The 23,602-nt window shown below is 33.5% G+C and carries 27 protein-coding genes; 24 read left to right on the forward strand and 3 right to left on the reverse strand.

Annotated elements, in window-relative coordinates:
* The first annotated feature begins 730 nt into the window (after nt 1-730).
* Nucleotides 731-1,057 carry a DMT family transporter gene (locus HH304_RS19765; protein ID WP_169685025.1) on the forward strand — a complete coding sequence of 109 codons (327 nt, stop codon included), beginning with the start codon at nt 731-733 and terminating at the stop codon, nt 1,055-1,057.
* Between the two features lie 464 nt (nt 1,058-1,521).
* On the opposite strand, the gene HH304_RS19770 is transcribed toward HH304_RS19765, so the two are convergent.
* Nucleotides 1,522-1,665, reverse strand: a complete 144-nt coding sequence (locus tag HH304_RS19770) for a hypothetical protein (RefSeq protein WP_169685026.1) — start codon at nt 1,663-1,665, stop codon at nt 1,522-1,524.
* 116 nt (nt 1,666-1,781) lie between these two features.
* Here HH304_RS19770 and HH304_RS19775 point away from each other — a divergent pair, with 116 nt between their 5' ends.
* The 14 genes from HH304_RS19775 (at nt 1,782) to HH304_RS19840 (ending at nt 14,285) form a co-directional block, all read left to right on the forward strand.
* Nucleotides 1,782-2,390, forward strand: a complete 609-nt coding sequence (locus HH304_RS19775; RefSeq protein ID WP_169685027.1) for a hypothetical protein — start codon at nt 1,782-1,784, stop codon at nt 2,388-2,390.
* A gap of 151 nt (nt 2,391-2,541) precedes the next feature.
* Nucleotides 2,542-2,898 carry a hypothetical protein gene (locus HH304_RS19780; protein WP_169685028.1) on the forward strand — a complete coding sequence of 119 codons (357 nt, stop codon included), beginning with the start codon at nt 2,542-2,544 and terminating at the stop codon, nt 2,896-2,898.
* 151 nt (nt 2,899-3,049) lie between these two features.
* Nucleotides 3,050-3,652 carry a hypothetical protein gene (locus HH304_RS19785; RefSeq protein WP_169685029.1) on the forward strand — a complete coding sequence of 201 codons (603 nt, stop codon included), beginning with the start codon at nt 3,050-3,052 and terminating at the stop codon, nt 3,650-3,652.
* 506 nt (nt 3,653-4,158) lie between these two features.
* Entirely contained in the window at nt 4,159-6,048 is a 1,890-nt protein-coding gene (gndA, locus tag HH304_RS19790) for an NADP-dependent phosphogluconate dehydrogenase (RefSeq protein WP_271711706.1), read from the forward strand.
* A 13-nt stretch (nt 6,049-6,061) separates the two neighbouring features.
* Entirely contained in the window at nt 6,062-7,414 is a 1,353-nt protein-coding gene (locus tag HH304_RS19795) for a GntP family permease (protein ID WP_169685030.1), read from the forward strand.
* Between the two features lie 563 nt (nt 7,415-7,977).
* A complete protein-coding gene (locus HH304_RS19800) occupies nt 7,978-8,565 on the forward strand; it encodes a hypothetical protein (protein WP_169685031.1) in 588 nt (195 codons plus the stop codon).
* 199 nt (nt 8,566-8,764) lie between these two features.
* Nucleotides 8,765-9,460, forward strand: a complete 696-nt coding sequence (locus HH304_RS19805) for a Type 1 glutamine amidotransferase-like domain-containing protein (protein ID WP_271711707.1) — start codon at nt 8,765-8,767, stop codon at nt 9,458-9,460.
* A 167-nt stretch (nt 9,461-9,627) separates the two neighbouring features.
* Complete coding sequence (locus HH304_RS19810; RefSeq protein WP_169685033.1) at nt 9,628-10,044, forward strand: DUF3995 domain-containing protein; 417 nt, start codon at nt 9,628-9,630, stop codon at nt 10,042-10,044.
* 350 nt (nt 10,045-10,394) lie between these two features.
* Nucleotides 10,395-11,351, forward strand: coding sequence for a PI-PLC domain-containing protein (locus HH304_RS19815; RefSeq protein ID WP_169685034.1), 957 nt, complete (start codon nt 10,395-10,397; stop codon nt 11,349-11,351).
* 96 nt (nt 11,352-11,447) lie between these two features.
* A complete protein-coding gene (locus tag HH304_RS19820) occupies nt 11,448-11,813 on the forward strand; it encodes an alpha-glucosidase C-terminal domain-containing protein (protein ID WP_169685035.1) in 366 nt (121 codons plus the stop codon).
* 31 nt (nt 11,814-11,844) lie between these two features.
* The gene (locus tag HH304_RS19825; RefSeq protein ID WP_169685036.1) at nt 11,845-12,126 is read left to right on the forward strand and encodes a DUF1272 domain-containing protein; all 282 of its coding nucleotides are present in this window, start codon (nt 11,845-11,847) and stop codon (nt 12,124-12,126) included.
* Nucleotides 12,127-12,178: 52 nt separating this feature from the next.
* Entirely contained in the window at nt 12,179-12,448 is a 270-nt protein-coding gene (locus tag HH304_RS19830) for a nicotinamide mononucleotide transporter (protein ID WP_169685037.1), read from the forward strand.
* A 169-nt stretch (nt 12,449-12,617) separates the two neighbouring features.
* Nucleotides 12,618-13,724, forward strand: coding sequence for an alpha/beta hydrolase family protein (locus HH304_RS19835; RefSeq protein WP_169685038.1), 1,107 nt, complete (start codon nt 12,618-12,620; stop codon nt 13,722-13,724).
* A gap of 15 nt (nt 13,725-13,739) precedes the next feature.
* Entirely contained in the window at nt 13,740-14,285 is a 546-nt protein-coding gene (locus HH304_RS19840) for a hypothetical protein (RefSeq protein WP_169685039.1), read from the forward strand.
* A 254-nt stretch (nt 14,286-14,539) separates the two neighbouring features.
* Here HH304_RS19840 and HH304_RS19845 read toward each other — a convergent pair whose 3' ends face one another.
* Entirely contained in the window at nt 14,540-14,917 is a 378-nt protein-coding gene (locus HH304_RS19845) for a MotA/TolQ/ExbB proton channel family protein (protein WP_169685040.1), read from the reverse strand.
* A 147-nt stretch (nt 14,918-15,064) separates the two neighbouring features.
* Between HH304_RS19845 and HH304_RS19850 the strand changes: the two genes are divergently transcribed.
* The 7 genes from HH304_RS19850 (at nt 15,065) to HH304_RS19880 (ending at nt 20,675) form a co-directional block, all read left to right on the forward strand.
* Complete coding sequence (locus tag HH304_RS19850; RefSeq protein WP_169685041.1) at nt 15,065-15,838, forward strand: LytR/AlgR family response regulator transcription factor; 774 nt, start codon at nt 15,065-15,067, stop codon at nt 15,836-15,838.
* A 34-nt stretch (nt 15,839-15,872) separates the two neighbouring features.
* Nucleotides 15,873-16,451 carry a Crp/Fnr family transcriptional regulator gene (locus HH304_RS19855; RefSeq protein WP_169685042.1) on the forward strand — a complete coding sequence of 193 codons (579 nt, stop codon included), beginning with the start codon at nt 15,873-15,875 and terminating at the stop codon, nt 16,449-16,451.
* A gap of 67 nt (nt 16,452-16,518) precedes the next feature.
* Nucleotides 16,519-17,391: an alpha/beta hydrolase family protein gene (locus tag HH304_RS19860; protein ID WP_169685043.1), complete on the forward strand. Its 873-nt coding sequence runs from the start codon at nt 16,519-16,521 to the stop codon at nt 17,389-17,391.
* 123 nt (nt 17,392-17,514) lie between these two features.
* Nucleotides 17,515-18,102: a hypothetical protein gene (locus tag HH304_RS19865; RefSeq protein ID WP_169685044.1), complete on the forward strand. Its 588-nt coding sequence runs from the start codon at nt 17,515-17,517 to the stop codon at nt 18,100-18,102.
* A 356-nt stretch (nt 18,103-18,458) separates the two neighbouring features.
* Nucleotides 18,459-19,211, forward strand: coding sequence for a DUF6090 family protein (locus HH304_RS19870; protein WP_169685024.1), 753 nt, complete (start codon nt 18,459-18,461; stop codon nt 19,209-19,211).
* 212 nt (nt 19,212-19,423) lie between these two features.
* Entirely contained in the window at nt 19,424-19,993 is a 570-nt protein-coding gene (locus HH304_RS19875; RefSeq protein ID WP_169685045.1) for a GIN domain-containing protein, read from the forward strand.
* A gap of 1 nt (nt 19,994) precedes the next feature.
* On the forward strand, nt 19,995-20,675 hold the full coding sequence (locus HH304_RS19880) for a fibrobacter succinogenes major paralogous domain-containing protein (RefSeq protein ID WP_169685046.1): 681 nt from the start codon (nt 19,995-19,997) through the stop codon (nt 20,673-20,675).
* Nucleotides 20,676-20,713: 38 nt separating this feature from the next.
* On the opposite strand, the gene HH304_RS19885 is transcribed toward HH304_RS19880, so the two are convergent.
* Nucleotides 20,714-21,613 carry a winged helix-turn-helix domain-containing protein gene (locus tag HH304_RS19885; RefSeq protein WP_169685047.1) on the reverse strand — a complete coding sequence of 300 codons (900 nt, stop codon included), beginning with the start codon at nt 21,611-21,613 and terminating at the stop codon, nt 20,714-20,716.
* A 124-nt stretch (nt 21,614-21,737) separates the two neighbouring features.
* Between HH304_RS19885 and HH304_RS19890 the strand changes: the two genes are divergently transcribed.
* Complete coding sequence (locus tag HH304_RS19890) at nt 21,738-22,868, forward strand: ligand-binding sensor domain-containing protein (RefSeq protein WP_169685048.1); 1,131 nt, start codon at nt 21,738-21,740, stop codon at nt 22,866-22,868.
* A 125-nt stretch (nt 22,869-22,993) separates the two neighbouring features.
* Nucleotides 22,994-23,599, forward strand: coding sequence for a Crp/Fnr family transcriptional regulator (locus HH304_RS19895; RefSeq protein ID WP_169685049.1), 606 nt, complete (start codon nt 22,994-22,996; stop codon nt 23,597-23,599).
* Nucleotides 23,600-23,602 lie beyond the last annotated feature (3 nt).

Genomic DNA, 23,602 nt, shown 5'->3' on the forward strand with positions numbered 1-23,602 from the left:
ACTTACCACTTGGTGGTAGGCTTTTGTCAGGTTCTTTGCATGTAGTACTTTCTCTATCATTAAGTGTTAATCTTGTCCGCTTAAGTGAAGGCTATACCAGTTTACTGGCATTCCAACACGAATTAAGACTCGTTTGACGTTCAGCCCTTCCCAACTTTGTGAGTCCTCTGTCGTTATCCGTTTCGGTGACAGCTCATTTGCCTATTGGTACTATGGCTTACCGCAGAGCGGTACAGGTCCTGCTGACTTCTCAAACTAATATTGTTTGAGATCTCCCCAGGTAAGAGCAGATTCCTTCCTCCGATTCCTGCGACATCTACCTAGTAAGGATTGTTGGTTACGGGCTTTGCAAAGATGTGCTTACTTACCCTCCTAATCAGGCCTCTGTATGTCGTTTCTGTACGTCAGTACCGGATTTTGTAGTCTCGCTTCCTTCACTGCATACCTCACGGTAAACCAGCTTGCGACTTACTAACAGGCTTCACCAACTCGCCTGTAAGGGACTTGCACCCTCTGGAATATTATGGTATATTCAACACCAAAAAAAAACTGCCCATGCTGGGCACACACAGATGCTAAAAATCCATAGACTTACTGAAGTATTTGCCAATGTTGTGAGGGTACGATACTTACCCGATATTTACTTATGTCCAGTCTACGGATTTTAGCTGGCCGTTGGCAGTAATGCAAAACAGACTAAAACCATAAAAACGATTTAAAATTAGAACAAATGAATTGGATAATATTAATAATTGCCGGACTCTTTGAAGTCGCATTTGCTGCTTGCTTGGGAAAAGCTAAAGAAGCAACAGGAACTGAATCTACATATTGGTATGTTGGATTTGTGATTTGTTTAGCTATTAGTATGTTTTTACTTATAAAAGCGACTCAAGAATTGCCGATTGGAACAGCTTACGCAGTTTGGACAGGAATTGGTGCAGTTGGGACAGTTCTAATTGGAATTCTAGTATTTAAAGAACCAGCAACCTTTTGGCGACTATTTTTCATTACGACTTTAATTGCCTCAATTCTAGGACTGAAAGTAGTTTCACACTAAAAAACACGAACTAAAAAAAGAAAAGCACATACTGCCAATCGAGTAGGCGGCTGACAGTCCATTGACTGCCAGTGCGCCTCTCACACCACCGTACGTACGGGTGTCTCGTATACGGCGGTTTATTAAGCATACTGTAACCGCTCTTTACACCAGCTACAGCTTTGTCTTAGTTTAAGGTTAGGCTATGTAGCTTAAAAACCATCATTCCTAACCGAATTTCAGACTACCTAATATTCAGCCCTTCCCAACTTTGTGAGCCCTCTGTCGTTATCCGTTTAGGTGACAGCTCATTTGCCCATTGGTACTATGGCTTCTGCTGACTTCTCAAACTATAATAGCTTGAGATCTCCCTCGGTAAGACGAATATCCTTGTGCCTATTCCTGCTACATCTACCATTTCGGTATTTCCCTTTCCGGGCTTTGGACTTCAGTATGATGTGCTACCTCATCCAACCTAATGGCCTCTATATGTAGTTTCTGTCCGTCTGTACAGACACCGCAGTCTGGCTTACTTCAGTTCCAGAATCACTTCTGACAACCTTGCCACTTGCTTTGCTTCCAGGAGTCACCCCAGCGCATCCGGGACTTTCACCCTTTGGAACACTCACATTCATGAGTTATATTCGCCATTCAAGGCACACACAGTAGCTAATCGTCATACCCCACCCCGAGGGATGGTGTTCGCCGCTTAGCCTTGACGTTGGTAAAAATTAGAAAATCAGTAATGAAACAATTTAATAATGTTGAGTATTCTAAACCAATAGAATTATTTGGGCTTTTAATTTCAACATTTATCCTATTTTTTCTGCTACTTAGAGCCTTTTCTATATTTCTTTCTGATTCTATTTTCAGTTTAATTATTTCTTTATCTGGATCTATTATATTCTATATTCTATTAAAAAAGAGAATTATCAAAAAAGCTGATTTTTTAGTATCTAATAAAAGCCTTAAGTGGAATAATAATGAAATAGAATACTCAAAAATCTTATGGTACAGAATTAATTGGATGAAGGGAGCTTCCATTAAACTCAAACTAGTTGATGGATCGGTATTTAGATTAAGTGCAAATAGTACTTTCATTAATTCTGAAGACTTTATAAAGTTAGCTCAGCATTTAGATAAAAAACTAATTACTTATGGAGATGAAAAAATTATAAGAAAAAATTCTTTCGGAGAATCAAAGAGTGGATTCATTATTATGATTTCACTTACAATTATATTAATCGGTTTAACAATTTTCAAAATCACTAATGATAAAGAATTTAATATATCGAATATTGGATTAATAATTATTAGTTTATCTACTTTATGGAGTGGAATTAAATTAAAATAACATTTTACCAACAACATGTATGCAGTTATGGCGGCTGTAGAGTCACCTCAAGCGCCGGATTCTCGCTGGATTTCACTGGCCTATCGGACGCGAAATCGGCACGATAATCCGCCCCAAACTCAATAAGGTAATGTAGTAGCCAATTTAAGAAATGACAAAATTCCGATTGACTTTAGTAACAGAAAACCAAAAATCTATTGAAAAAGGAAAAAAATTTGCGGAACTGATTTGCAAAACTCTAAATCATAAAAACGGATATGAAATTTCAAAATATGAAAAGTTTGAAAATTCATATAGAATCGAAATTAGTGGACATATAGTGGACAAAAAAAACTCTGTTACGGAATCAATCGAATTAACTGACCGAATATGCTCACTTTGGATTGTGACTTATAAACGAGCCGAAAATAATATTGAATTAATGTTTAATAAATCGGACTTTTCTAATTTCCTGAGAAATGAATTTAATGTGCTAAACTGGGCGGAATTTGGAATTGAAAACGAATAAAAAACTGACTAAACCATTTTATAACTGCAATTACGTCGGATTCGACTACGCCCGAATCCTCTAGTAATTGAGAGCGTCAGTGCTAAACCAAAAAAAAACACATTTTAACCCGTAACTAACGTTTATACAAGACCGTCACTCAGAATAAGAGATGAAACAGCAATTAATATTAGTAATATTCATTTCCATTTATTGGACAACTTTTTCTCAAAATTCCAACCAAATAAAATCTGGAGTATATGGTTATGGAACTTTGAAAATTGCAGTCGATGAAGAAAGTGATTCAATTTCTGGGTATTTTCAAAATTCGATTAATAGAAGTGGTAATTGGGATTGTAGATTCTATTTTAAAGGAAAATTAGAAAATGACACCTTCAATATCACATTAGGTAGTATATCTGATTTCCCAGTTAGAATTGAACCTGTTAAAGGGAAAATTTATGGAAAAAATGACCAAATCACCCTAAAATTATCAGATGCATTTGATGCAGATTGTTGGAGGGTGATTCAAGGGGCTGAATATTCTGGATTTAGTTTTCCCTTAGATACCGAAAAAAACTGGACATCTATTGAAATAATTAAAGAGAAAACATATTTCTATAGTCAACCAAGCTATGAGAATAAATCAAATTCATACGTAATTGAAAATGATCTGATTTTTATTTCTGACAAAAATAATGGATGGTTATTTGGCGAATATCATGGTAAAGTCATTACTAAAGGATGGATACAAAACGGATCTATAAAAAAATAAAGCAGGTAACAGTATTAATGAAGTTATGTCGGCTTTAAAGTCAGCTCAAGCGCTGGATCACTCAGAATTATTAACATTACTATAATCTTTTTATTTGGCCAGGCTTTCGTTCGAACCTGCAACACGTGGGACAAAAATACTTTTAAATGTCTATTCATAAATTTAAACCCCAAAAACCATCTCCCCTGCTTTAAAAGTAGACTTTTTAATAACTACCTATTCAATCATGCCTAAAAAGGGATTATAATTAACACGGCTAAAAGGTTAAATTGATAACGGATCAAAAAATATCATTAAAAATTTGGTAAGTAATAAATGAACCACTTTTTTAATAACCAATTTACTTATTGCCATAAACTCCTTTATTGATCAATAACTGTAATATCAAATTCATTAAGCCTTATTAATAAGATTAAGAATTATAATCATTGGAAATTTTAAGTATTGAAAACAGTTGCCAGCAATTCCAGGAGATATGAAAATATTGGTCTGAAAAAATTCTATAAATGACAAATACAATTTCCCGGATTTATATCATAATGGGTGTATCTGGTGTTGGCAAAACAACCATTGGTGAGCTTTTGGCCAAAAAATTGGGACTTCCTTTTTTTGATGGAGACGATTATCATCCTGACCAAAATATAAAAAAGATGGCTGATGGTCAACCATTAAATGATATGGACAGGGAAGGTTGGCTTAAAAGTCTTAATGTTTTAGCTAAAGATCAGGCACAGAAATCAGGGTGTGTTATCGCATGTTCTGCCTTAAAAGGAAAGTATAGAAACTTACTGGAAGGTGGGTTAAGTAATCCTCCTCAATGGATTTATCTAGAGGGAAGCTTTACACTAATTTCAGAACGATTAAAAGAAAGAAAAGGGCATTTTATGCCATCCGGTTTACTTCAATCTCAATTTGACACCCTGGAAATACCAGAAAATGCATTCACTCTAAATATAGAACACCCTCCGGAAATATTAACAGAAATGATCATTCAGCGTTTTAAAGACCAGGCTGAATTCGGTTTAATTGGCCTGGGAGTCATGGGCAAAAGCCTATGTCGTAATTTTGCTTCAAAAGGAGTAACAATATCAATGTATAACAGACATGTTCCCTGGAAGGAAGAAAATATTGCTATAAATTTCAAAAGACAGTTTAAAGAACTGGATAATGCATTGGCATTTGATGAAATACCTAACTTTGTAAGCTCCCTGCAGCAACCCCGGAAAATATTTCTGATGGTAAATGCCGGACCGGCAATTGATAATGTCATCAAGGAATTAACGCCTTATCTGGCAAAAAATGACATCATTATTGATGGTGGCAACTCCCACTATGAAGACACTTCCGAAAGAGAAAAAATCTTATCTGAAAAAGGTATCAGTTTTATAGGTTGCGGAGTTTCGGGTGGAGAAAAAGGTGCTTTAGAAGGACCGTCGATTATGCCTGGAGGTAATCGGAAAGCCTTTCAAGAAGTAAAGACATATCTGGAAAAAATTGCAGCTAAAGATAAAAGTGGTAATGCTTGCTGTACTTATATTGGGAAATCGGGTAGCGGACATTTCACAAAAATGGTGCATAATGGTATTGAATATGCTGAGATGCAGTTACTGGCTGAGTTATATCAAATATTCAAAACTAAAGGCTACACGCCTAATGAAATTGCTAATATCCTTTCTGAATCCGAAGCAGAAATGCAAAGCTATTTACTGGAGATCACTATTGATATTTTACGAAAAAAAGAAGGAGATCACTTCCTTATTGACAAAATTCTGGATAAAGCTGGCAATAAAGGTACCGGGAACTGGACAACAATTGCCTCTGCAAAATTAGGAATACCATCTACGCTTATCGCAGGCTCATTATTTGCCAGATATATATCTGCATTTAAAGATGAAAGAATAAGGATGGAGAGTATTGTGCCTTCCGAAATAAATACTATCAACATCAATGATGATATCATTTTAGAAGCCTATCAATTAGGTAGAATCATTAATCATATACAAGGTTTTAAACTACTTAAGGAAGCCTCAAAATCATACAATTGGTCACTTGATTTAAGCGAAATTGCCAGGATATGGACTAATGGATGTATTATAAGGTCTTCGCTAATGGAAAAACTGGTGGATATTCTTAGGAATGAGGATGAGCTAATTCTCAATACAGAGATAATTTCTTCAATTAAAAATTTAAAACCTTCTCTTACAAAGGTGGTAGCCAGATGCATAGAAAGCAACTTGCCTGTCCATTGTTTGAGTGAGTCTATTAATTATCTAAATGGAATTTCACAGGCCAATTCACCCGCTAACCTGATACAGGCACAAAGAGATTATTTTGGCGCTCATACTTATCAAAGAGTGGATGATAAAACAGGCAGCTCTCATCACACAGAATGGTAAAATCAACTTGAATATGGATTACAATTTACTTTTAGCAGTTTTTACAGGGATAGCCGTATTATTGATTTTAATACTTAAAGTAAAACTACATGCTTTTCCCTCACTACTAATTGCAAGTATTACTGTTGGTGTGCTGGCGGGACTTGAGCCAATTGCGATTATGGATACCATAAACCAGGGCATGGCCAACACCTTGGGTTTCGTTGCTACGGTTGTTGGACTTGGCGCAATGTTTGGAGCCATTCTTGAGCATTCTGGAGGAGCCAAAATCGTTGCTGATTTCCTGATAAAGAAATTTGGAGTTAAAAATGCTTCCGGAGCCATGGCAGTGGCAGGATTTATAATCGCTATACCTGTATTTTTTGAGGTTGGTTTTATATTGTTAGTACCCATGATCTATGCGTTGCATAAGCAGACCGGTAAATCATTGTTAGTTTTTGCACTTCCACTTTTAGCTGGTCTGGCAGTAACCCATGCATTTATGCCACCAACCCCGGGTCCAATTGCTGTAGCCGATATTATTGGTGCTGATTTAGGTTGGGTTATTTTAATTGGAGGACTTGTTGGCTTGCCCTCAGCAATCATTGGAGGTATACTTTATGGTAAATTTATTGGCAACAAGATTTTTATCGGATTACCAGCTTTATCTAATATTAATAATTCAGTTAGCGAGGAAAACAACAAAAAACAGCCCAATATTTATACCATATTAGTAATCATTGGTATTCCGATCTTTCTAATTCTCCTTAGTACTTTTAATAGTAGCGGATTACTACCTGTATCAAACCAGGCATTTAGTAAAGCTATAACCTTAATAGGACACCCCTTTGCAGCATTAATCATAGCTAATATTGTAGCATGGTATTTATTAGGGATCAAATTAGGTTTCACTAAAGAAGAATTACTGGATATCAGTACCAAATCATTGGGTCCTGCTGGCTTGATTATTTTAATCACAGGAGCTGGCGGTGTATTTAAGCAGGTTTTAGTAAATACGGGTGCCGGTGAAATGCTAGCCAATAATTTATCTGAGATAGGTTTTCCAGTTTTGATTTTTGCATTTATTGTAGCTCTTTTGATTAGAATAATGCAAGGATCATCTACGGTAGCGATGATTACTGCTGCCGGATTAGTTTCACCATTAATTATGGATGATACAAGTAGCTTTAGTCTGGCATGCCTGGTGATTGCTATTGCTGCAGGTGGCACGTTTATGTCGCATGTAAACGATAGTGGCTTTTGGATGGTAAAGGAGCTGCTAGGAATAACAGAGAAACAAACTTTTAAAACCTGGACTATAATGACTGGCATAATAGCTGTTTCCGGGTTTATTATGGTTATGCTAATACATTCTCTCTTTCAGTGAAATTTTCATATTTCATAATAAATTTTAGTTGGAAACGACAACTTTGGTCAACAAAAATAAATATTAACAAAAATAACAACGATTTATTTAGGTGGTAAAAGATTTAAATTTAGATTGTAATTCCTTTGTTAGAGAGCATCAAAATGTGAAAAGGAGTAGAAATATTAGAAAAGCAAATAGCTAAGAAATAAAAAAGTGAATTATAGCAACCGTTCTTCCTAAATGGTGAATTTATTGACAAAATCATTGTTCTTTATTTAGAAATTGAGAATTGGATTCATATTGCAACTACTAATGAAACAGTAACATTTAATGATTTAATAACTATGCTGACCTGGATTTAACGGGATTTTCTGAATTAGTGGACAAGGAGTTCCAGGAACTGTATGCGGTATAAAAATTTACTTTGAAAATGGATTAACGTTATTTATGTATTCAAATCCAAAAGAAGAAACATAGGCAATATTTAATGGGAAAATCCCAAATAATATAAAAGAAAAAATGCTCAGAACAAGTTAAATAAAAGACTTTGGAACGAAGTAAAATCCAAAATTTATCTAAATATGAAAATCCAAACCATAGTATTTATTGCATTCTTGGTACTTTGTGCTTGTAACAATCAGCCTGATATGGCCAACCAACCTACTCTTGCTGATTATCAAATTGGTGAAAAATGGGTTTGGAAATATAAGGGTGTAACAACTGAAGGAGAAGTACGCTCGGAAGGAGAAGACACAAGAGAAATAATCAGTGTAGATGGAGTTTTAGGTATGACAATTGGAAACGATACCATTCCTGTTGCTGATATTGTTAAGCCCGATGAAAGTGAAACGCCTAAGTACGACTGGCCTCTTGAAGTAGGTAAAAAGTGGAAATTTGTAAACAATTGGACAAGTCAAGATGGAACAACCGGAAGTCAAAATCAGGATGCGGAGGTTTTGTCATATCAGGAGGAAACCGTGGAAGCCGGAACATTTATGGCCTACACAATTAAATATACTGGTAAAATAACTAATTCAAGAGGCTATAACGCAGATGAAGAGGAGGTGTGGTTATATGCCCCGGAAGTAAAAACGTTTATTAAGCTTACCCAAAACCAAGGTGATTTTGTCTATGTCGAGGAACTAATAGAATATTCAAAACCTGAATAAAGCTTAATGTTACAGCAAATAAAATTTCACTTAATTACTTCACTTCAAATATCTTGGTTGAAAAAATTATACCCTTAAGTATTGTAATAATTCTATCAAAGGCAAATCATAAGGGCTCATTATTAACTAAATGAAATCAAGCACTCTCCATATCGCTATATTTTCAGCAGTTATAATGCTATCAGTCAGTTCTTGCAGTATGAATAATGCTAAAGATCAGGAGAAAGTTGAGAATAAAATAGACCTGGAAGCCAATTCAAAATTGTTTTTGCTATCAAAAGGATTAACAACTGACACTCTGGAAAGAGAATTTTTAAATCTTCTTGAAAAGGAACCTCAATTGAACTCAGTTGCAGTAATTGTAAATGCGAGCTCAACAATTCAAAAAAAATATAAGAAAACAGAAAAGGTAAAAATTCAATTTACTAAAATGGGATTTGACTCAACCAAAATAGAGTTGTTTGATCTAATGAAAACCTCTCACAGGGAACTTTCACGATTTGACATCATTTACATACTCGGAGGCAATCCATTTCTGCTTCTTAATGAGGTTAATAAAAGTGGTGCTCATAAAACTCTTGAATCACTAATGTTTAAGGATAAAATTCTAATGGGTTATAGTGCAGGATCTTTGTTACTTGGTCCCAATTTATCATTAATGAATCATGTGGATTCTTTATTAGGTTTCAACGAAATTAATTTAAAAGAACTCTCATGTATTGGTTTATACGACTTTTACATTTTTCCTCACTACACTGAATTCACAAGTCAAGTTCCGGAACTAGCTGCAAAAATTGAAAATTTTGAATCCCTATCTGATAAACCTTTACATAGATTAAATGATAATCAGGGAATTATTATTCAGAATGGAAACATGGAAATTATTGGGAATTAATATTTCAACTTTATCTTAATCCTACAAAACTTCATACCTAATGTAGCTTCAAATAGTTTGACTACTCACTTCCATTAGTTAACTTACCCAAATATGGAAGCTATTCAGCTTAATCATTAATCACCCGATAGAAAGTCCGATATAACTTATATATCAACAAATTAAAAATGATACTATCAATCACCCTAAGCATTATCTTCCTTAGCCTAGGAATTATTCATTTTAATTGGGTATTAGGAGGTGAATTTGGATTTTCAGCTTCATTACCTACAAATGAAAAAGGGGAAAGAGTATTAAACCCGAAAAGACTTGAAAGTGCAATCGTCGGAATTGGCTTGACAGCTTTCGGACTGTTTTATTTTACAGATTCAGGTCTTATAAATATTCATTTACCCAATTGGGTTACAGAATATGGCGGGTGGATAATTCCTTCGATTTTCATTCTTCGTGCTATTGGGGAATTTAAATATGTTGGGTTCTTCAAAAAAATAAAAAATACTGAATTTGCTAAATGGGATACAAAGTTATTTTCACCTCTGAGTTTATTGATTGGATTACTTGGCATAATTATTCAAATCTCATAAGTGAGATAGCAAAATAAAGTATTGATTCAATGCTCCCAACCCTGAGTCTAACTACCGTTCAGGCTGTTTAAAAATCCGTGTTTTAAAGATTTAAAAAGGTTTATTTCCATAAAGACCTACCAAAAAATCAAATTCCACTTATATCAATAAATATTTAGTCAGGATATTGCATCATAAGACTTTCTGCACAACCCTATAAGCTCCAAAAACGACCCTTTTCATCTTAAAAGATTTCTCACAAACTAACACCACATATTTAAATCAATAACCGACTGTTTTTCAGTTAGATATAATGAAAAAATTATCTATCTTCTACAAAAGATTAACCCTACACTAAAAAAAACTAAATCATGGGAAAAACAACAGTTAAGTCAACAACCAAATCAACTACTTACCCCAACTGGATGCAGGACAACATATCCTTATTAGGAAATAAGCGGTTAGCCGACATATGTATCACTGGATCTCACGACTCGGGAATGTATAAGCGCACAGTAGGTGGCACATTTGGAGCTTTAGATTGTAATACATTAACACAAAAGTACGGAGTAGCAGATCAGTTACAATATGGCGCAAGATATTTTGATATCAGACCATGTATCGCAACCGGAGGATCTTATTATACCGGCCATTATTCAGAAACCGGAGGTTTATGGCTTGGTGCTAATGGAGAAAGCATTACAGATATCATATCCGACATAAATATTTTTACAGAAAGCTCAGATGAACTTATCATTTTAAATCTTTCTCATGCAAAAAACACTAATGACGGCTATCGCGATTTAAATCAATCAGAATGGGATGCTCTATTTGAAATCTTGAAAGTGAACCTTAAATGCCTGTTCTCCATACCTGGAGATCTGCCTGATCTAGTTATGAATCAAACGCTTAATACATTTATCGGAAATGGTTCCGCTGCAGTTGTAGTAATTGTAGAAGCAAATGGTATCGACCTTGGCTCATATGCTAACCAGGGATTTTATCCTTATGAATCTTTGAATGCAATCAACAAATACTCAAATACAGATAGCCTAGGCAAAATGATAAGCGACCAGGTCGAAAAAATGAATTTGTATGCAAATGATTATTTTTTACTTTCCTGGACATTAACACAAGATGCTAAAGATGCTGTCTTGTGTAAAACTGGTCTCGCAGACAGTATCATTGACCTGGCCAAAAAAGCTGCAAAAGGACTTCCTAAATTAATGCCATATGTTACAGCTAATAACAAACCGAACATTTTATATATGGATAATATAGGGTATCGTGATTATGTCTCTGTAGTTATGGAAATAAATAACATATAAACTCTATTTCTATATTTCTTTCATTTTTAGTTTTAAAAATAGAATAAAGCCAAATCAAAACAACCGACTATTAAGTAGGTTGTTTTGATCTTAACTTTGTATCATAAGTATTCTCATAGTAGAAACCCAACATATTATCTTAAGTACTCTTTTTGCCAATCAATAGAAAAGTATAACCATTATTCTACAAAAAAGCTTTTCAAGGCAAACCTCATTTTGGTGTATGAAAATTATGATTTAATTCTGAAAGACAATAGTGAGATTAATGCGTACACAGAAGAGCTAAAAGATGACAAAATTCTTGTTCTACTAAACTTTTCAGATCAAATAGCAATAGCTACACTGCCCAATACCATTTCGAATGGAAGAACTATGATAAACAATTACAAAACAGATCCTTTCAAGGAAAAACAAGCAATAGAACTTGAGCCTTATCAGGCTTTAATTGTGGAAATAGAGTGAACTTGAATATAAAAATTACAAATTAAATACTATGCTCGAGATTAGACTTAACTGTGAAAACTGCGATAAAACCCTGCCGAATGAAAGTGATGAAGCAATGATATGCACCTATGAATGTACTTTTTGTAAAGACTGTGTTGATAATGTCTTAAAAAATGTATGCCCAAACTGTGGTGGTGGATTTGAAAAAAGACCCACAAGACCAAAAGCACAACTCATAAAACATCCACCAAAAACGGATAAAGTATTAAAGCCGGTTGTAGAGAATAAATATTTAGAAAAGAACTTAAATATCGATCCCAGAGAAAGATAAGTGATTCACACCAGACCACACTTTTTATAATCTCAACACACTACACATAACAATGGATAACATATTTGAATACTATTTAATTGACTGGTTGGGCATATCCTTAAGCCTCCTCGCAGTCTATATGCTGGGCAACAAAAACCAATGGGGATTCATAGTATTTGCTGTTTCTAATATAGTCTGGATTTATTTAGGTTTGGTTCTCATGAATAGTTTAGGGACTGCTATTGGAAATGCTGTTTTTTTAATTATAAATATTCGTGGATTTATTAATTGGTATAAGCAATTTAATACTTCTGAAAATTCTAATTTGGTAAGAGATTAAACTATCAGTAAACCCGCTTATTCTCAAATTTATTGAAGCTTATACTCATCAATTCAATAATCCAATTTCAAGATATATCCATTGTTCATTTGTTTGAACCAAATTATTGTTAAATGAGCTAGTTATTTCACTGAAACTAAATGAAATTCAGCTATATAAAGAAGGCCTAATGAGAAACTTAATATTATTAATTATATCATTCTTAGCTATAATATCAACAATAGCACAGGAGACCAAGAATTTCAAAAGGCCTCAGGAACCACAAAAGCCATATCCATATCTGTCAGAAGATGTGACATTTCATAATCAAAAGGCAGATATAACGCTATCAGGAACATTGACCCTTCCAAAAAATAAAACTGATTTCCAGACTGTTATACTGATTTCAGGTAGTAGTCCTCATACTAGAGACGAAGATATAGCAGGACACAAACCTTTTTTAGTAATCGCTGACCATCTGACAAAAAACGGTATTGGTGTACTAAGATTTGACGACAGGGGTGTTGGGAATTCCGAAGGTAAATATAAAACTGCAGCTTACAATGACCGAATCAGTGATGTTTTAAGCGCTTTTGACTACCTAAAAGCTAGAAAGGACATCAATAGCAATAAAATTGGATTAATAGGCCATAGTGAAGGAGGTCTGATTGCAGCTATGACGGCTGAAAAATCTCAGGATGTAGGATTTATCATATTAATGGCAGCACCTGGATTAACGGGTTATGATATGATTTTACTTCGGACTGAAAAATCAAACAAGCAAGCCGGAAAAAGTCCAACCGAAATAAATAAGGAAACTATCCTTTTGAAAGGCATTTTTGAGGTCATCATGAAAAGTGATAATTTGGATGAAAGCAAAATTGCCTTAACTGATTCTCTACAAAATCAATTGAAAACAAACCCTGCACAATTTCCTAAAGGATTGAAAGCCGAAGATCTTGACCTAATGGTTGGAACATTTTCAGCACCATGGTTTCAAAGGATATTAAAGTCAGACCCTAGTGCCAGCTTAAGAAATGTGGAGTGTCCTGTATTAGCTATTAACGGTAGAAATGATAAGCAAATTCTTCCAAAAGAGAATCTGGGTGCTATTAGGCAGGCATTAGAGCAAGGAGAAAACACAAGTTTTGCTATAAGAGAAATCTCAGGCCTAAACCATATGTTTCAAGAATCTGAATCTGGATTGGTAGATGAGTTTTCAATTATCGAACAGACTTTCTCCCCTATTGCACTAGATGTTGTTACTAACTGGATCAAAGATAACAGCAAGCATTAATAAAATTAACTGAAAATGAAAACCCAGTTTCATTTAATCCTGACCATAAGTTTAATTTTCATTGGTTGCACACAAATGAGCGAAAGTTATACTGATAAAAATGCAGGTATTAATGGTGGTTTTGAAGTATCAAAAAATGGAATCCCTGCGAATTGGTTACTTTATACCCCCAAAACTGTTCCTGAAGGAAATTTCAAAATAATTCTTGATTCAAAATATAAAAAGGAAGGCAACCAATCCTTAAAATTTGATATAAAATCATGCGCTGGTATTGAAGGTTGGCGATCTCCAGGGTTAACCAAAGAGTATAATAATATGACAGAGGGTCAATATAAATTGAGCTTTTGGGTAATGAATAAAGGCACAGAATTTAGTGTTAAAGCAGGAGGTGTTTCAGATAAGAGTGGAAGTATGAAGAACCTCATAAAATCAGATGAACAAATTAACAATTGGGAATTCTATGAATGCAATGTTAGTGTTCCAAAGGGTGAATGGTTACGCATAGAAATTAACCTATTGAAACCAGGAGAATTTTGGATCGATGATCTAAAAATTGAGTAGAATCTAAAAACATTAATCCGTTATGAATCCCTGCCTTACCTCTAGTTATTAAAACATTTTTTCCGGAAGGGGAAGAGTTAAACCCTAAAATGGATTTAAAGGATCAGAATAATTTGTTCTTTGTAATTAAGCTACCTAACAAAAAAGCTCCAACTAAAATTGAAAATAACTTTAGTCAGAGCCCTTAATCAATTTATTATCTTATGTGATTTAATTAACTCTTTAAACAAATCTAAATCACAAATCATTTCATATTAAGCAAGTTTCTTTTCTAAAAGATTACTTGCTATAAACCATAATATCAGCGATAGTAAATAAATAAAAAGTCCATAGAGAGTAGTAATCATTGATACTTTAATCCCACTATACACTAATGCTGGAGTAACACCAGATGTAGATTCAATAAATGAAAAGGCATCATACATCCCCATTAACTGTCCCAAAATACCAATGATTAAAGCAAAAAGTCCAATAGATTTACCATATCCGATTTTTCTGAGTGATTTTTCATCAGAGCCCTCGTTGAAATAATTGCGCACAAAATAAATGATATTCCATACAACCATACCTATCATTATGATTGAGAGAAACCCCATAAAAACTGGCCCGCCGGCAAAAAACAAATCTTTCATAATTAGAAAATTAATAGTTAAACATATAGAACAAAGTAATGCCGAAACCAGGTTCGTATCAAGGCCGAATCCGGTTCTAACTATGTCATTCGTCGACTTTAATTAGGTATCTCTATTTTGTATAGTAAATTTGAGAAAAAAGAATAAATGACCAAAAGTTTTTCTAATCCCAAATATCACTTTTTCTATTGGATACTGGTTATTGTTGTTTTAACCCTTGTATTTGGACTCTCCTGGAAAAATAATATCGCTGCTTTTTTCTTTATCAGCATGCTTTTACCAATCGTTCTTGGCACGTCCTACTTCTTTAACTACGTACTTGTGCCCAGGTATTTTATGAAAAAGAAATATTTCTGGTTTGGACTATATACATTTTATACAATTGTAGTATCGCTCTATCTTGAGCTTTTTGTAATTATGTTTTCCTATATATATCTGGGGAACTTCAATTTTGAAGGACTGGGACCCAATATCACCAATATCTTTTTAATGGCAGCAATGTTATATCTACTGGTATTTGTAGGATCCTTCCTTTTAATGAGTCTTCAAATCAAGGAACACCAGAATATCATACAGGAACTTATGATTGAAAAAGAAAAAATGGAAGTTCAGGTTCTGGAATTAATTTCAAATAGAAAAAAGGTAAAAATCCCATATGATGATATCGTATATATTGAAAGCTTTAGTGATTATATAAATGTTCATACTGAAAATGAATCAATAACAAGTAAGGAAAAAATCAGTGCCGTAGAAAGCATGCTTCCCGATATGTTTATTAGAATCCACCGCTCTTTCATTATCAATAAAAACAGATTAAAGGAATACTCATATTCTGAAGTAATGGTAGATAACATTCAACTAAATATTGGACGTACTTATCGAAAACAATTTAAGGAGGCTATAAACAATCAACCAAACTAAAATATTATCACCTATTAGCGCAAATAATTCAGTAATGCATAGTAATAAATTAGAACTTTTAATTGATCATTTTGAATCATACATCGATCTTTCAGATGATTTAAAAGTAGAAATCATTAATAGAGTAAAGCCTGTAACTTTCAAGAAAGGACAGTTGGTTTTTGATGCTAATAAGATTTGTACTGAAAGTCATTTTATTCAAAAAGGAATTCTAAGAACGTTTTTCGTGAAAGACGGAAAGGAAATCAGTGAATATTTTAGTGGGGCTAATGAATGGGTAAACTCTCCAAAAAGCTTTATGCAACGAACGAAAGATATTTACTATATCGATGCTATTGAAGAAACCGATGTATTTACCCTAAATGTTAATGATCTGGTTTTTCTTTTTGACCACTACCCCACTATGGAACGATATGCCCGATTATCTATGGGTAATGTTTTCGGGCACTTTTTAGAGAGAATTACATCAATGCGATTTACCTCCGCAAAAGAAAGATATTCACACTTTAAAAAGGTTTATGCCGATATATATCCAAGAATCCCTTTAGGCATGGTCGCTTCTTATTTGGGTATTACCCAGGAAACATTGAGTAGAATTAGAGCAGAAAAATGATTTTTTGATATAGGTCAAAAGAAATTGAAGGAACAGTCAATAACTTTGGTTCTTAACCTAATTCAGAATGAAAAGAACAATCATATTTACACTCACCTTCATTTTATTTGCTTCCGGACTAATTTATTTATTTACTTATACGCCTGAACTTTCTGATAAACATGGAGTAGTTGATTCTAAACTATATCTAGGGAATTCAAAAAAGCAACCTTTAATTGTAGCTTTCGGAGGTGGCGGAGGAGGAAACGATTGGATAAGGAATTATTTAAAAGGGAAAAGAGACACGCTTAATCAAATGGGATATGCAGTTCTTGCAGTTGGTTATTTTAATGCTTATGAAACACAGCAGTATTTAGATCGTATTTCGTTAGATGCTATCAGAGATACCATAATATCTGTTGCAAGTCATCCAAAGATAGATGCTGAAAGAATCATATTATTAGGAGGGTCAAGAGGTGGTGAACTAGCATTGAATTTAGCAAGTAGGTTTGATGATATAAAAGGAGTAATCGCATTGTCAACATCAAACGTTAGCTTTCCAGCTATAACCTGGTCTGCAAATACATCTTCATGGATGTACAAAAACAAAGAAGTTCCTTATGTTCCGGCTCCATTTAAAACTATATTACCAGCAATTAAAGGTGATTTATATACTGCTCATAGCATGATTCTAGAAGATAAAAAAGCAGTAAAAAATGCAGAAATTCAGGTAGAAAATATCAATGGGCCAATTTTGGTTTTGTCAGGCAAACTTGATAAAGAATGGCCTGCTCCGGAGATGTCAGACCAAATTATAAGCCGATTACAAAAAAATAACTTTAACTACTATTATTCGCATATAATGTTAGATGGTGGACATACGGCTCCCTTAAATCACTTTGACCTGGTTTACAGTTTTTTAGAAGAACATTTCCCAACTCACCAAAACAAAAATCCTTAGTAGATTTTAATATTTTAAAAACGTTAAAACAAGTTAAAAAACTTATTTTGGCGCGAAAATTGATAAAATATCGTCAGGACGTCCTATTTAAATTTTTCTATTAACCATATAAACCTTTTTAAAGTGAGAAAATCATTTTTGATTTTACTGTGCCTCTCTATGTCTTATGTTTTGACGGCACAAGAATCTGTTAAGCAAAAAGAAATTGGATTAGTTTTTAGCAATCTGGATAATTTTGGATTTACCTACAGAACTGGAACTAACAAATCACTATGGAGATTTAATTCTTTATTCATCTCTGGAATTAATCAAAAAACCTCAAACGATAATAATGATGATTCCAACAGTCGCATAGGATTTGGTGTTAGTGTAGGAAAAGAGTTTCGTAAAAATATAGTTGAAAAACTCGATTTGAGATATGGAGCGGATCTTTCATTTGGGTATTCTAAATTAAAAACAGAACATCACCTTTATAATAATTCTACAAAAATGATCAATTATTGTACTGGAATAAATTTCATAGTTGGATTTAATTATTTACTCGGAGATGACTTTCTGATCGGGGCAGAAATATTACCAGGTGTTTCATATAGTAAAGGAAAAACAGAGAATCACAATTCTGATGAACCTGTAAGCATCAATAAAAGTTCTAGTTTTTATTATGGGATTTCTAACTCCTCAGTTCAATTTTCTTTAGTGTACAAATGGTAAGAAACTGAATAAACGGCTCCTTTAGCTAAACTATTGGAGCTGTTTGTTATTCCTTAACATGTTGCCATTAAAGTTTAATTTTTAAAAGTATTTCTCCTTTTAAAAATTTTGTCCTTTTCTATTATAGTACTTTTACTAGTCACGAACCGATTAACAATATAGGGCTTATCCTTATAAAATTTCTATCAATTAACCCTGTTACTTATTGTACCCCTCTAGTATAACAACCAGTTGATTATTGTATTAAAATCTAAATACTTTTTACCCATTATTATTACCAAATACTTCTTCCTTTTGGATCAGACAATTTCCTGAATTATATTAACTATCTATTATTGCCAATACCAACATAAACTATGAAATTCCTCAGGAAAATAAGAGAAAAACTACTTTCAGAAAATAAGTTTACCAAATACCTGATATATGCCGTTGGTGAAATATTTCTTGTAGTCATTGGTATTCTGATTGCTCTCGGTATCAATAATTGGAAAGAAAACTGGAAAGACTCTGCAATGGAAATAAATATATTAAAGGAGATTTCTGAAAACCTTGGCAATGACCTTCTATCTCTTGAAAATGATGTCAGGTTAAATAAAATGAGTATTAAAAATATCCAGGCTATTGAAGAATCACTCGATTCAAATCAACAATTAACAGATACATTACTTATGCGTTTTGGCCGTATTACCTTCAACCCAACATATACGCTCAAAAGTAGTGGATATAAACATCTATCTTCTATCGGATTTCAAATTATCAAAGTAGATTCAATCAGGCAATCAATAACAAACCTCTATGAAACTCAATATTCATTTTTAAAGGAACGCGAAGAAACTGCTGAAAAATTGACCTATGAATATTTAAACACCCAGCTTCAAGGATATTTCAAAGAAATTAAATTTGATTCAAGTAGGAATAAGCTTTCTCCAACCAGAATATACCATCCGAAAAATTTTGAGACACTAAAAAGTGATGATGATTTCCAAAGGCTACTGGATTATTCCAAAGAAATTAAATATGGTAACCTTTATGAATTAAATATTGCCCTAGAAGAAATTACCCTTACTAAAAGAATGATTGATAAATATCTTGAAAACCGATCAAACTAAACCAAAAAATTAATGTGGTTAGGGTAACATTCTACCCCATAATTTCAGGGACAAAATCATCTTATTAATTTGTTCAGTTCTGAACGACTATTTGTTCATTTTCGGATATTCCTCAATTAGTGAAATACCTATTAATGGAACCAAGGCAATATTATCTGATTGGCCAAATAATTGCATGTTAATGGTACACAACAAATAAATGCTACCGAAACATGATTAAATTTATTCCATTATTCCTATTTATGGCATGTGTTATTACTATGTCATTCATTTTAAAAGATAACTCCCCTGCCGAAAAAAATGACATCGAAGCCTTTGACAAAATTTCCATTACAGGAGGAGGCAATGTTTACATATATTATTCCAAAACACCTACTCTGGAAATTTCCGGAAGTGAATCTTGTACTAAAAATATAAAAAGTAATGTTTCATCAGGAACATTAGAAATAATTATTAATGATAGTAGTTGTACTCCTGATATCATTATTGGAACATCCTCTTTAAATGAAATTGAGCAAAACAATGGCGGAATAATCACAGTTAGAGAGGGATTTCCGGAAGCAGATTCCTTTAAATGTTTAATTAATAATGGAGGAAATGTTGACATATCTAAAATTAATATTAATTCACTAATAGCTGTTATAAACTCAGGAGGGAAAATTTCTACATATGTCGAAAATGAATTAAGAGGAAATATTAACAATGGAGGAGAAATAATATACGAAGGATTACCACAAGTTGAATCAAATATTTCAAATGGAGGTCGAATTACTCAAAAATAAAATGAAGAGAATCATATTTATTTTTTTCATTGCAATTGGCATGCTGAGTCTTTTTTCATTATCAAATTTAGACAAGCAAAGCATGTCAATTGAATTTAATGAATTTATAGACTCAAGAGACAACCATAGTTTTCAGACTGTAAAAATTGGAAATCAGACTTGGTTTGCCGAAAACTTTGCTTACCTACCATATATATGTCCTCCTGATTCTGCTAATTATGGTGTTTGGGTATATAATTATAATGGCCAAAGTATTTCAGATGCAAAAAACACCTTAGAATACAGAGAATTTGGCGCATTATACAATTGGCAATCAGCCAAGGAATTAGCTCCGGATGGGTGGCACTTACCTACAGATGAAGAATGGAAAGAATTGGAAAAATATCTTGGAATCGATGAAGACGATATAAAACAAAAGACATGGAGAGGAACAAATAATGAAGCTAATCTTTTAAAAGTTAGTGGTTATACCGGATTCAATATTGTATTTGGTGGTTGGATGACTGATTATGGCAAATTTAATTTCAAAAACCAACATGCTAATTTTTGGTGTGATACCGAATTCGATAATGAGCGAGCTTATGAACGCCTAATCGGATTAACAAATGGAAAAATAGGTTGGGACAAAGGAAATAAAGGTTGCGGTTTTAGTGTCAGGTATGTTAATGACGTTGAAAATTAATAATTTCTTGGTTCAATATTGATTTATTATTATTTGAATCAATTTAATATCATCTTATATCCTACTCCACGGACATTAACAATTTTCAAACTTGAATCGCTACCCAGCTTTTTTCTCAATTTTGAGATAAATACATCCAGAGTTCGTCCTATGTAATCACCTTCATCTCCCCATACCTCCTTTAAAATATCATCACGTTTTAGAGTATTATTGGCTGAGGCGTATAAAAGAGACAGTAGATCTGATTCTTTACTTGTGAGTTCAATTACATCACTTTCATAGTAAAGCTTCATATTTCGCTTATCAAAACGATATTCCCCAATAGGTATAAGCTCAGATTCATTAATCAATTCAGACGAATTATTCTTTTTATAAAAAATTATGCCCGCAAATAAAAAAATAAGTAATGACAGAAAAATAAATATTGAGTACTCACCATACCAACTCTCAGTATATTTCTGTTCATCCATATTTGATACGGCAAGGTTTGGACTGATTCTTCTTTCTATAATTGTAAAATAAATTGAATAGCAACCCTCAGGTTGAATCCTTCCTTTACAGGGAACTAAATCAGACTTTCCCTGATCTCCAATTTCGTAACTATAAACAACATCCTGAGTATTGCACTCCTCAATTTCCACAAGGTAATTTTCAGCAATATTGCTTTTGTTGACTACACTATCTACTAATTTCACCAGATCATCAGGATCAAACTGGAATTCAGAAGCAAATTGAAGTCTATACCTCTCTCCCACTTTTTCTACTGGCAAAACTCTTGAAGTGCTATCACCGGAATAAATCAATACTTTATGGCCTATCATTCTTAATGAAACCATAACATGCGATTCATCAATTGAATTTTGAGAAAACACATTTCCAGCTGCTAATAAGTAAAGACTAAAAGTAAGTATCAATATGTTGAAATGCCTTTTGACCATTGTACAAATCTACCCTTTCAATTTCCTATTTAAAATGTTTTACCACTGGTTTTACATTAATTTACACTACTTAACAGCGATTTGCAGCTTCAAATTTTACTTTCGAAGAAAAACAAAACCAATTATGTATCGACAACAATTAATTTCTGCAATCTTGCTTTTATGTTTAGCTATTCTATCGTGTCAAAAGACCGAGGACGCTAAACCTAATGTTAACACAAAAGATAATAGTACCGAATCAGCAATAGTAAAGGCTGAATCATTTTTTGTTAAACAATTTGGGGCTGAATTTGGAATACAATCTGAACAACCTGAACCTATCGCTCAATATGTACGAAGGATTTATAAGGATACTAAAGACAACTTCTGGTTTGGAACCAATTCATTAGGTCTTGGTCGCTTTGATGGTAGAAATTTGGCATACTTTTCAACAAAAGATGGTCTTAGCGGAAACCAAATAACCGGAATTATAGAAGATCATAATGGGAATATATGGATGTCAACAAATGGAGGTGTTTCAATGTTTGATGGAAAAAGATTCACAAATTATACTACAGAACAAGGTTTAACAAGTAATTATGTTTGGAGCATTTTTGAAGATAGCAAAGGAATAATCTGGGCTGGGACTGGCGAAGGTCTTTGCAATATCGACCCTAGTTCCGAACTAGACTTTTCAGAATTCAATTTCCCAAAAGTTAAGGTCCAAAAGTCAATCCCAAACAAGTCAGCAAAACGAGTTTCTTCAATTATTGAGGATAATCTAGGAAATCTATGGTTTGCAACTGATGGTCTGGGTGTCTGGAAATATAATCCTACCGATAACAAAAAAGAAAAATTCACTCATTTCACACAAAAAGACGGGCTGTGTGGCAACAGTATATTATCAATTATTCAAGATAAAAATGGCAATTTTTGGTTCGGTTCGCGTTACGGTGGTATAAGTCAATACGATGGTAATTCATTTAAAACCTTTAATAGTTCAAATGGATATATAGGTAATGATGAAGTATGTGCAATATATGAAGATAGCAAAGGCAACATTTGGTTCAGTTCCGAAGGATATGGCATTTATCGATTTGATGGTAAAAAACTAAAAATCTATGGTGAATCCGAGGGACTTCCAATCAGAGCCGTACAGACAATATTTGAGGATAATGATGGCATGTATTGGATAGGCGGAGGAAGCGGGCTATATCTCTTTGATGGTAATAACTTTATTCACGTTTCTAAAAACGGACCATGGGGAATGTGCTAATCACAATTTAATAAACTAAAAGACTTATAATTTTTACATTTTGATGTTCAATATTTCCCTGATTAAGTTCCTGGGGCATACTTTATTTTCTAAATTTAGAATGCCTTAGGAACTCGATTTTTCATATGAACAAAGCTGAAATAATAAATTTTATTAGCCAGAACCACTCCCTTTTATCAACTGAGTGTAAAAATGAGTTTACAAATATTACTAAATCTATTAGTGGTGAAAAAGGAACTACTCTTGTTAAAGATGGTCAATTATCTGATAAAATATATTATTTAATTGATGGATGCGCCCGAGCCTTTTATATAAAAGATGGCAGGGATATTTCAGATTGGTTTGCTTTCGAAAATGAATTTATTTGCTCTATAAATAGCTTCTTTCAAAATATACCTAGCCCTCATTATATCGAACTATTAGAAAACTCTACTCTTTTGGAAATATCCAGAGATGATATTGATAAACTTTCCAATAAGTATCCGGATTTTGATGGTTTAACCAAAGTTATTATTACCAAAACGATGCTTCAGCTTCAGGAAAGAATTTCTTCGATTCAGTTTCAATCTGCCGAACAACGATATAATAACATGTTAACAATTCGCCCAAATATTACTCAGAGAATTCCTTTAACACATATAGCTTCTTATATAGGTATAACCTTAGAGACTTTAAGTAGGATAAGAAAACCTAAAAAAGCCGAATTTGATATAGATCAAATGAATGCTTGACTA

The sequence above is a fragment of the Marinigracilibium pacificum genome (assembly GCF_012926615.1).
Lineage (GTDB): Bacteria > Bacteroidota > Bacteroidia > Cytophagales > Cyclobacteriaceae > Mangrovivirga > Mangrovivirga pacifica.

What these genes read in the sequence shown, in the direction of transcription:
- HH304_RS19845 (WP_169685040.1), bottom strand. Translation starts at nt 14,917, where the DNA reads ATGAAAGATTTGTTTTTTGCCGGCGGGCCAGTTTTTATGGGGTTTCTC.
- HH304_RS19835 (WP_169685038.1), top strand. Translation starts at nt 12,618, where the DNA reads ATGAGAAACTTAATATTATTAATTATATCATTCTTAGCTATAATATCA.
- HH304_RS19830 (WP_169685037.1), top strand. Translation starts at nt 12,179, where the DNA reads ATGGATAACATATTTGAATACTATTTAATTGACTGGTTGGGCATATCC.
- HH304_RS19885 (WP_169685047.1), bottom strand. Translation starts at nt 21,613, where the DNA reads ATGGTCAAAAGGCATTTCAACATATTGATACTTACTTTTAGTCTTTAC.
- HH304_RS19825 (WP_169685036.1), top strand. Translation starts at nt 11,845, where the DNA reads ATGCTCGAGATTAGACTTAACTGTGAAAACTGCGATAAAACCCTGCCG.
- HH304_RS19875 (WP_169685045.1), top strand. Translation starts at nt 19,424, where the DNA reads ATGATTAAATTTATTCCATTATTCCTATTTATGGCATGTGTTATTACT.
- gndA (WP_271711706.1), top strand. Translation starts at nt 4,159, where the DNA reads ATGACAAATACAATTTCCCGGATTTATATCATAATGGGTGTATCTGGT.
- HH304_RS19780 (WP_169685028.1), top strand. Translation starts at nt 2,542, where the DNA reads ATGACAAAATTCCGATTGACTTTAGTAACAGAAAACCAAAAATCTATT.
- HH304_RS19785 (WP_169685029.1), top strand. Translation starts at nt 3,050, where the DNA reads ATGAAACAGCAATTAATATTAGTAATATTCATTTCCATTTATTGGACA.
- HH304_RS19815 (WP_169685034.1), top strand. Translation starts at nt 10,395, where the DNA reads ATGGGAAAAACAACAGTTAAGTCAACAACCAAATCAACTACTTACCCC.
- HH304_RS19810 (WP_169685033.1), top strand. Translation starts at nt 9,628, where the DNA reads ATGATACTATCAATCACCCTAAGCATTATCTTCCTTAGCCTAGGAATT.
- HH304_RS19840 (WP_169685039.1), top strand. Translation starts at nt 13,740, where the DNA reads ATGAAAACCCAGTTTCATTTAATCCTGACCATAAGTTTAATTTTCATT.
- HH304_RS19860 (WP_169685043.1), top strand. Translation starts at nt 16,519, where the DNA reads ATGAAAAGAACAATCATATTTACACTCACCTTCATTTTATTTGCTTCC.
- HH304_RS19890 (WP_169685048.1), top strand. Translation starts at nt 21,738, where the DNA reads ATGTATCGACAACAATTAATTTCTGCAATCTTGCTTTTATGTTTAGCT.
- HH304_RS19870 (WP_169685024.1), top strand. Translation starts at nt 18,459, where the DNA reads ATGAAATTCCTCAGGAAAATAAGAGAAAAACTACTTTCAGAAAATAAG.
- HH304_RS19895 (WP_169685049.1), top strand. Translation starts at nt 22,994, where the DNA reads ATGAACAAAGCTGAAATAATAAATTTTATTAGCCAGAACCACTCCCTT.
- HH304_RS19880 (WP_169685046.1), top strand. Translation starts at nt 19,995, where the DNA reads ATGAAGAGAATCATATTTATTTTTTTCATTGCAATTGGCATGCTGAGT.
- HH304_RS19800 (WP_169685031.1), top strand. Translation starts at nt 7,978, where the DNA reads ATGAAAATCCAAACCATAGTATTTATTGCATTCTTGGTACTTTGTGCT.
- HH304_RS19765 (WP_169685025.1), top strand. Translation starts at nt 731, where the DNA reads ATGAATTGGATAATATTAATAATTGCCGGACTCTTTGAAGTCGCATTT.
- HH304_RS19795 (WP_169685030.1), top strand. Translation starts at nt 6,062, where the DNA reads ATGGATTACAATTTACTTTTAGCAGTTTTTACAGGGATAGCCGTATTA.
- HH304_RS19850 (WP_169685041.1), top strand. Translation starts at nt 15,065, where the DNA reads ATGACCAAAAGTTTTTCTAATCCCAAATATCACTTTTTCTATTGGATA.
- HH304_RS19855 (WP_169685042.1), top strand. Translation starts at nt 15,873, where the DNA reads ATGCATAGTAATAAATTAGAACTTTTAATTGATCATTTTGAATCATAC.
- HH304_RS19775 (WP_169685027.1), top strand. Translation starts at nt 1,782, where the DNA reads ATGAAACAATTTAATAATGTTGAGTATTCTAAACCAATAGAATTATTT.
- HH304_RS19805 (WP_271711707.1), top strand. Translation starts at nt 8,765, where the DNA reads ATGAATAATGCTAAAGATCAGGAGAAAGTTGAGAATAAAATAGACCTG.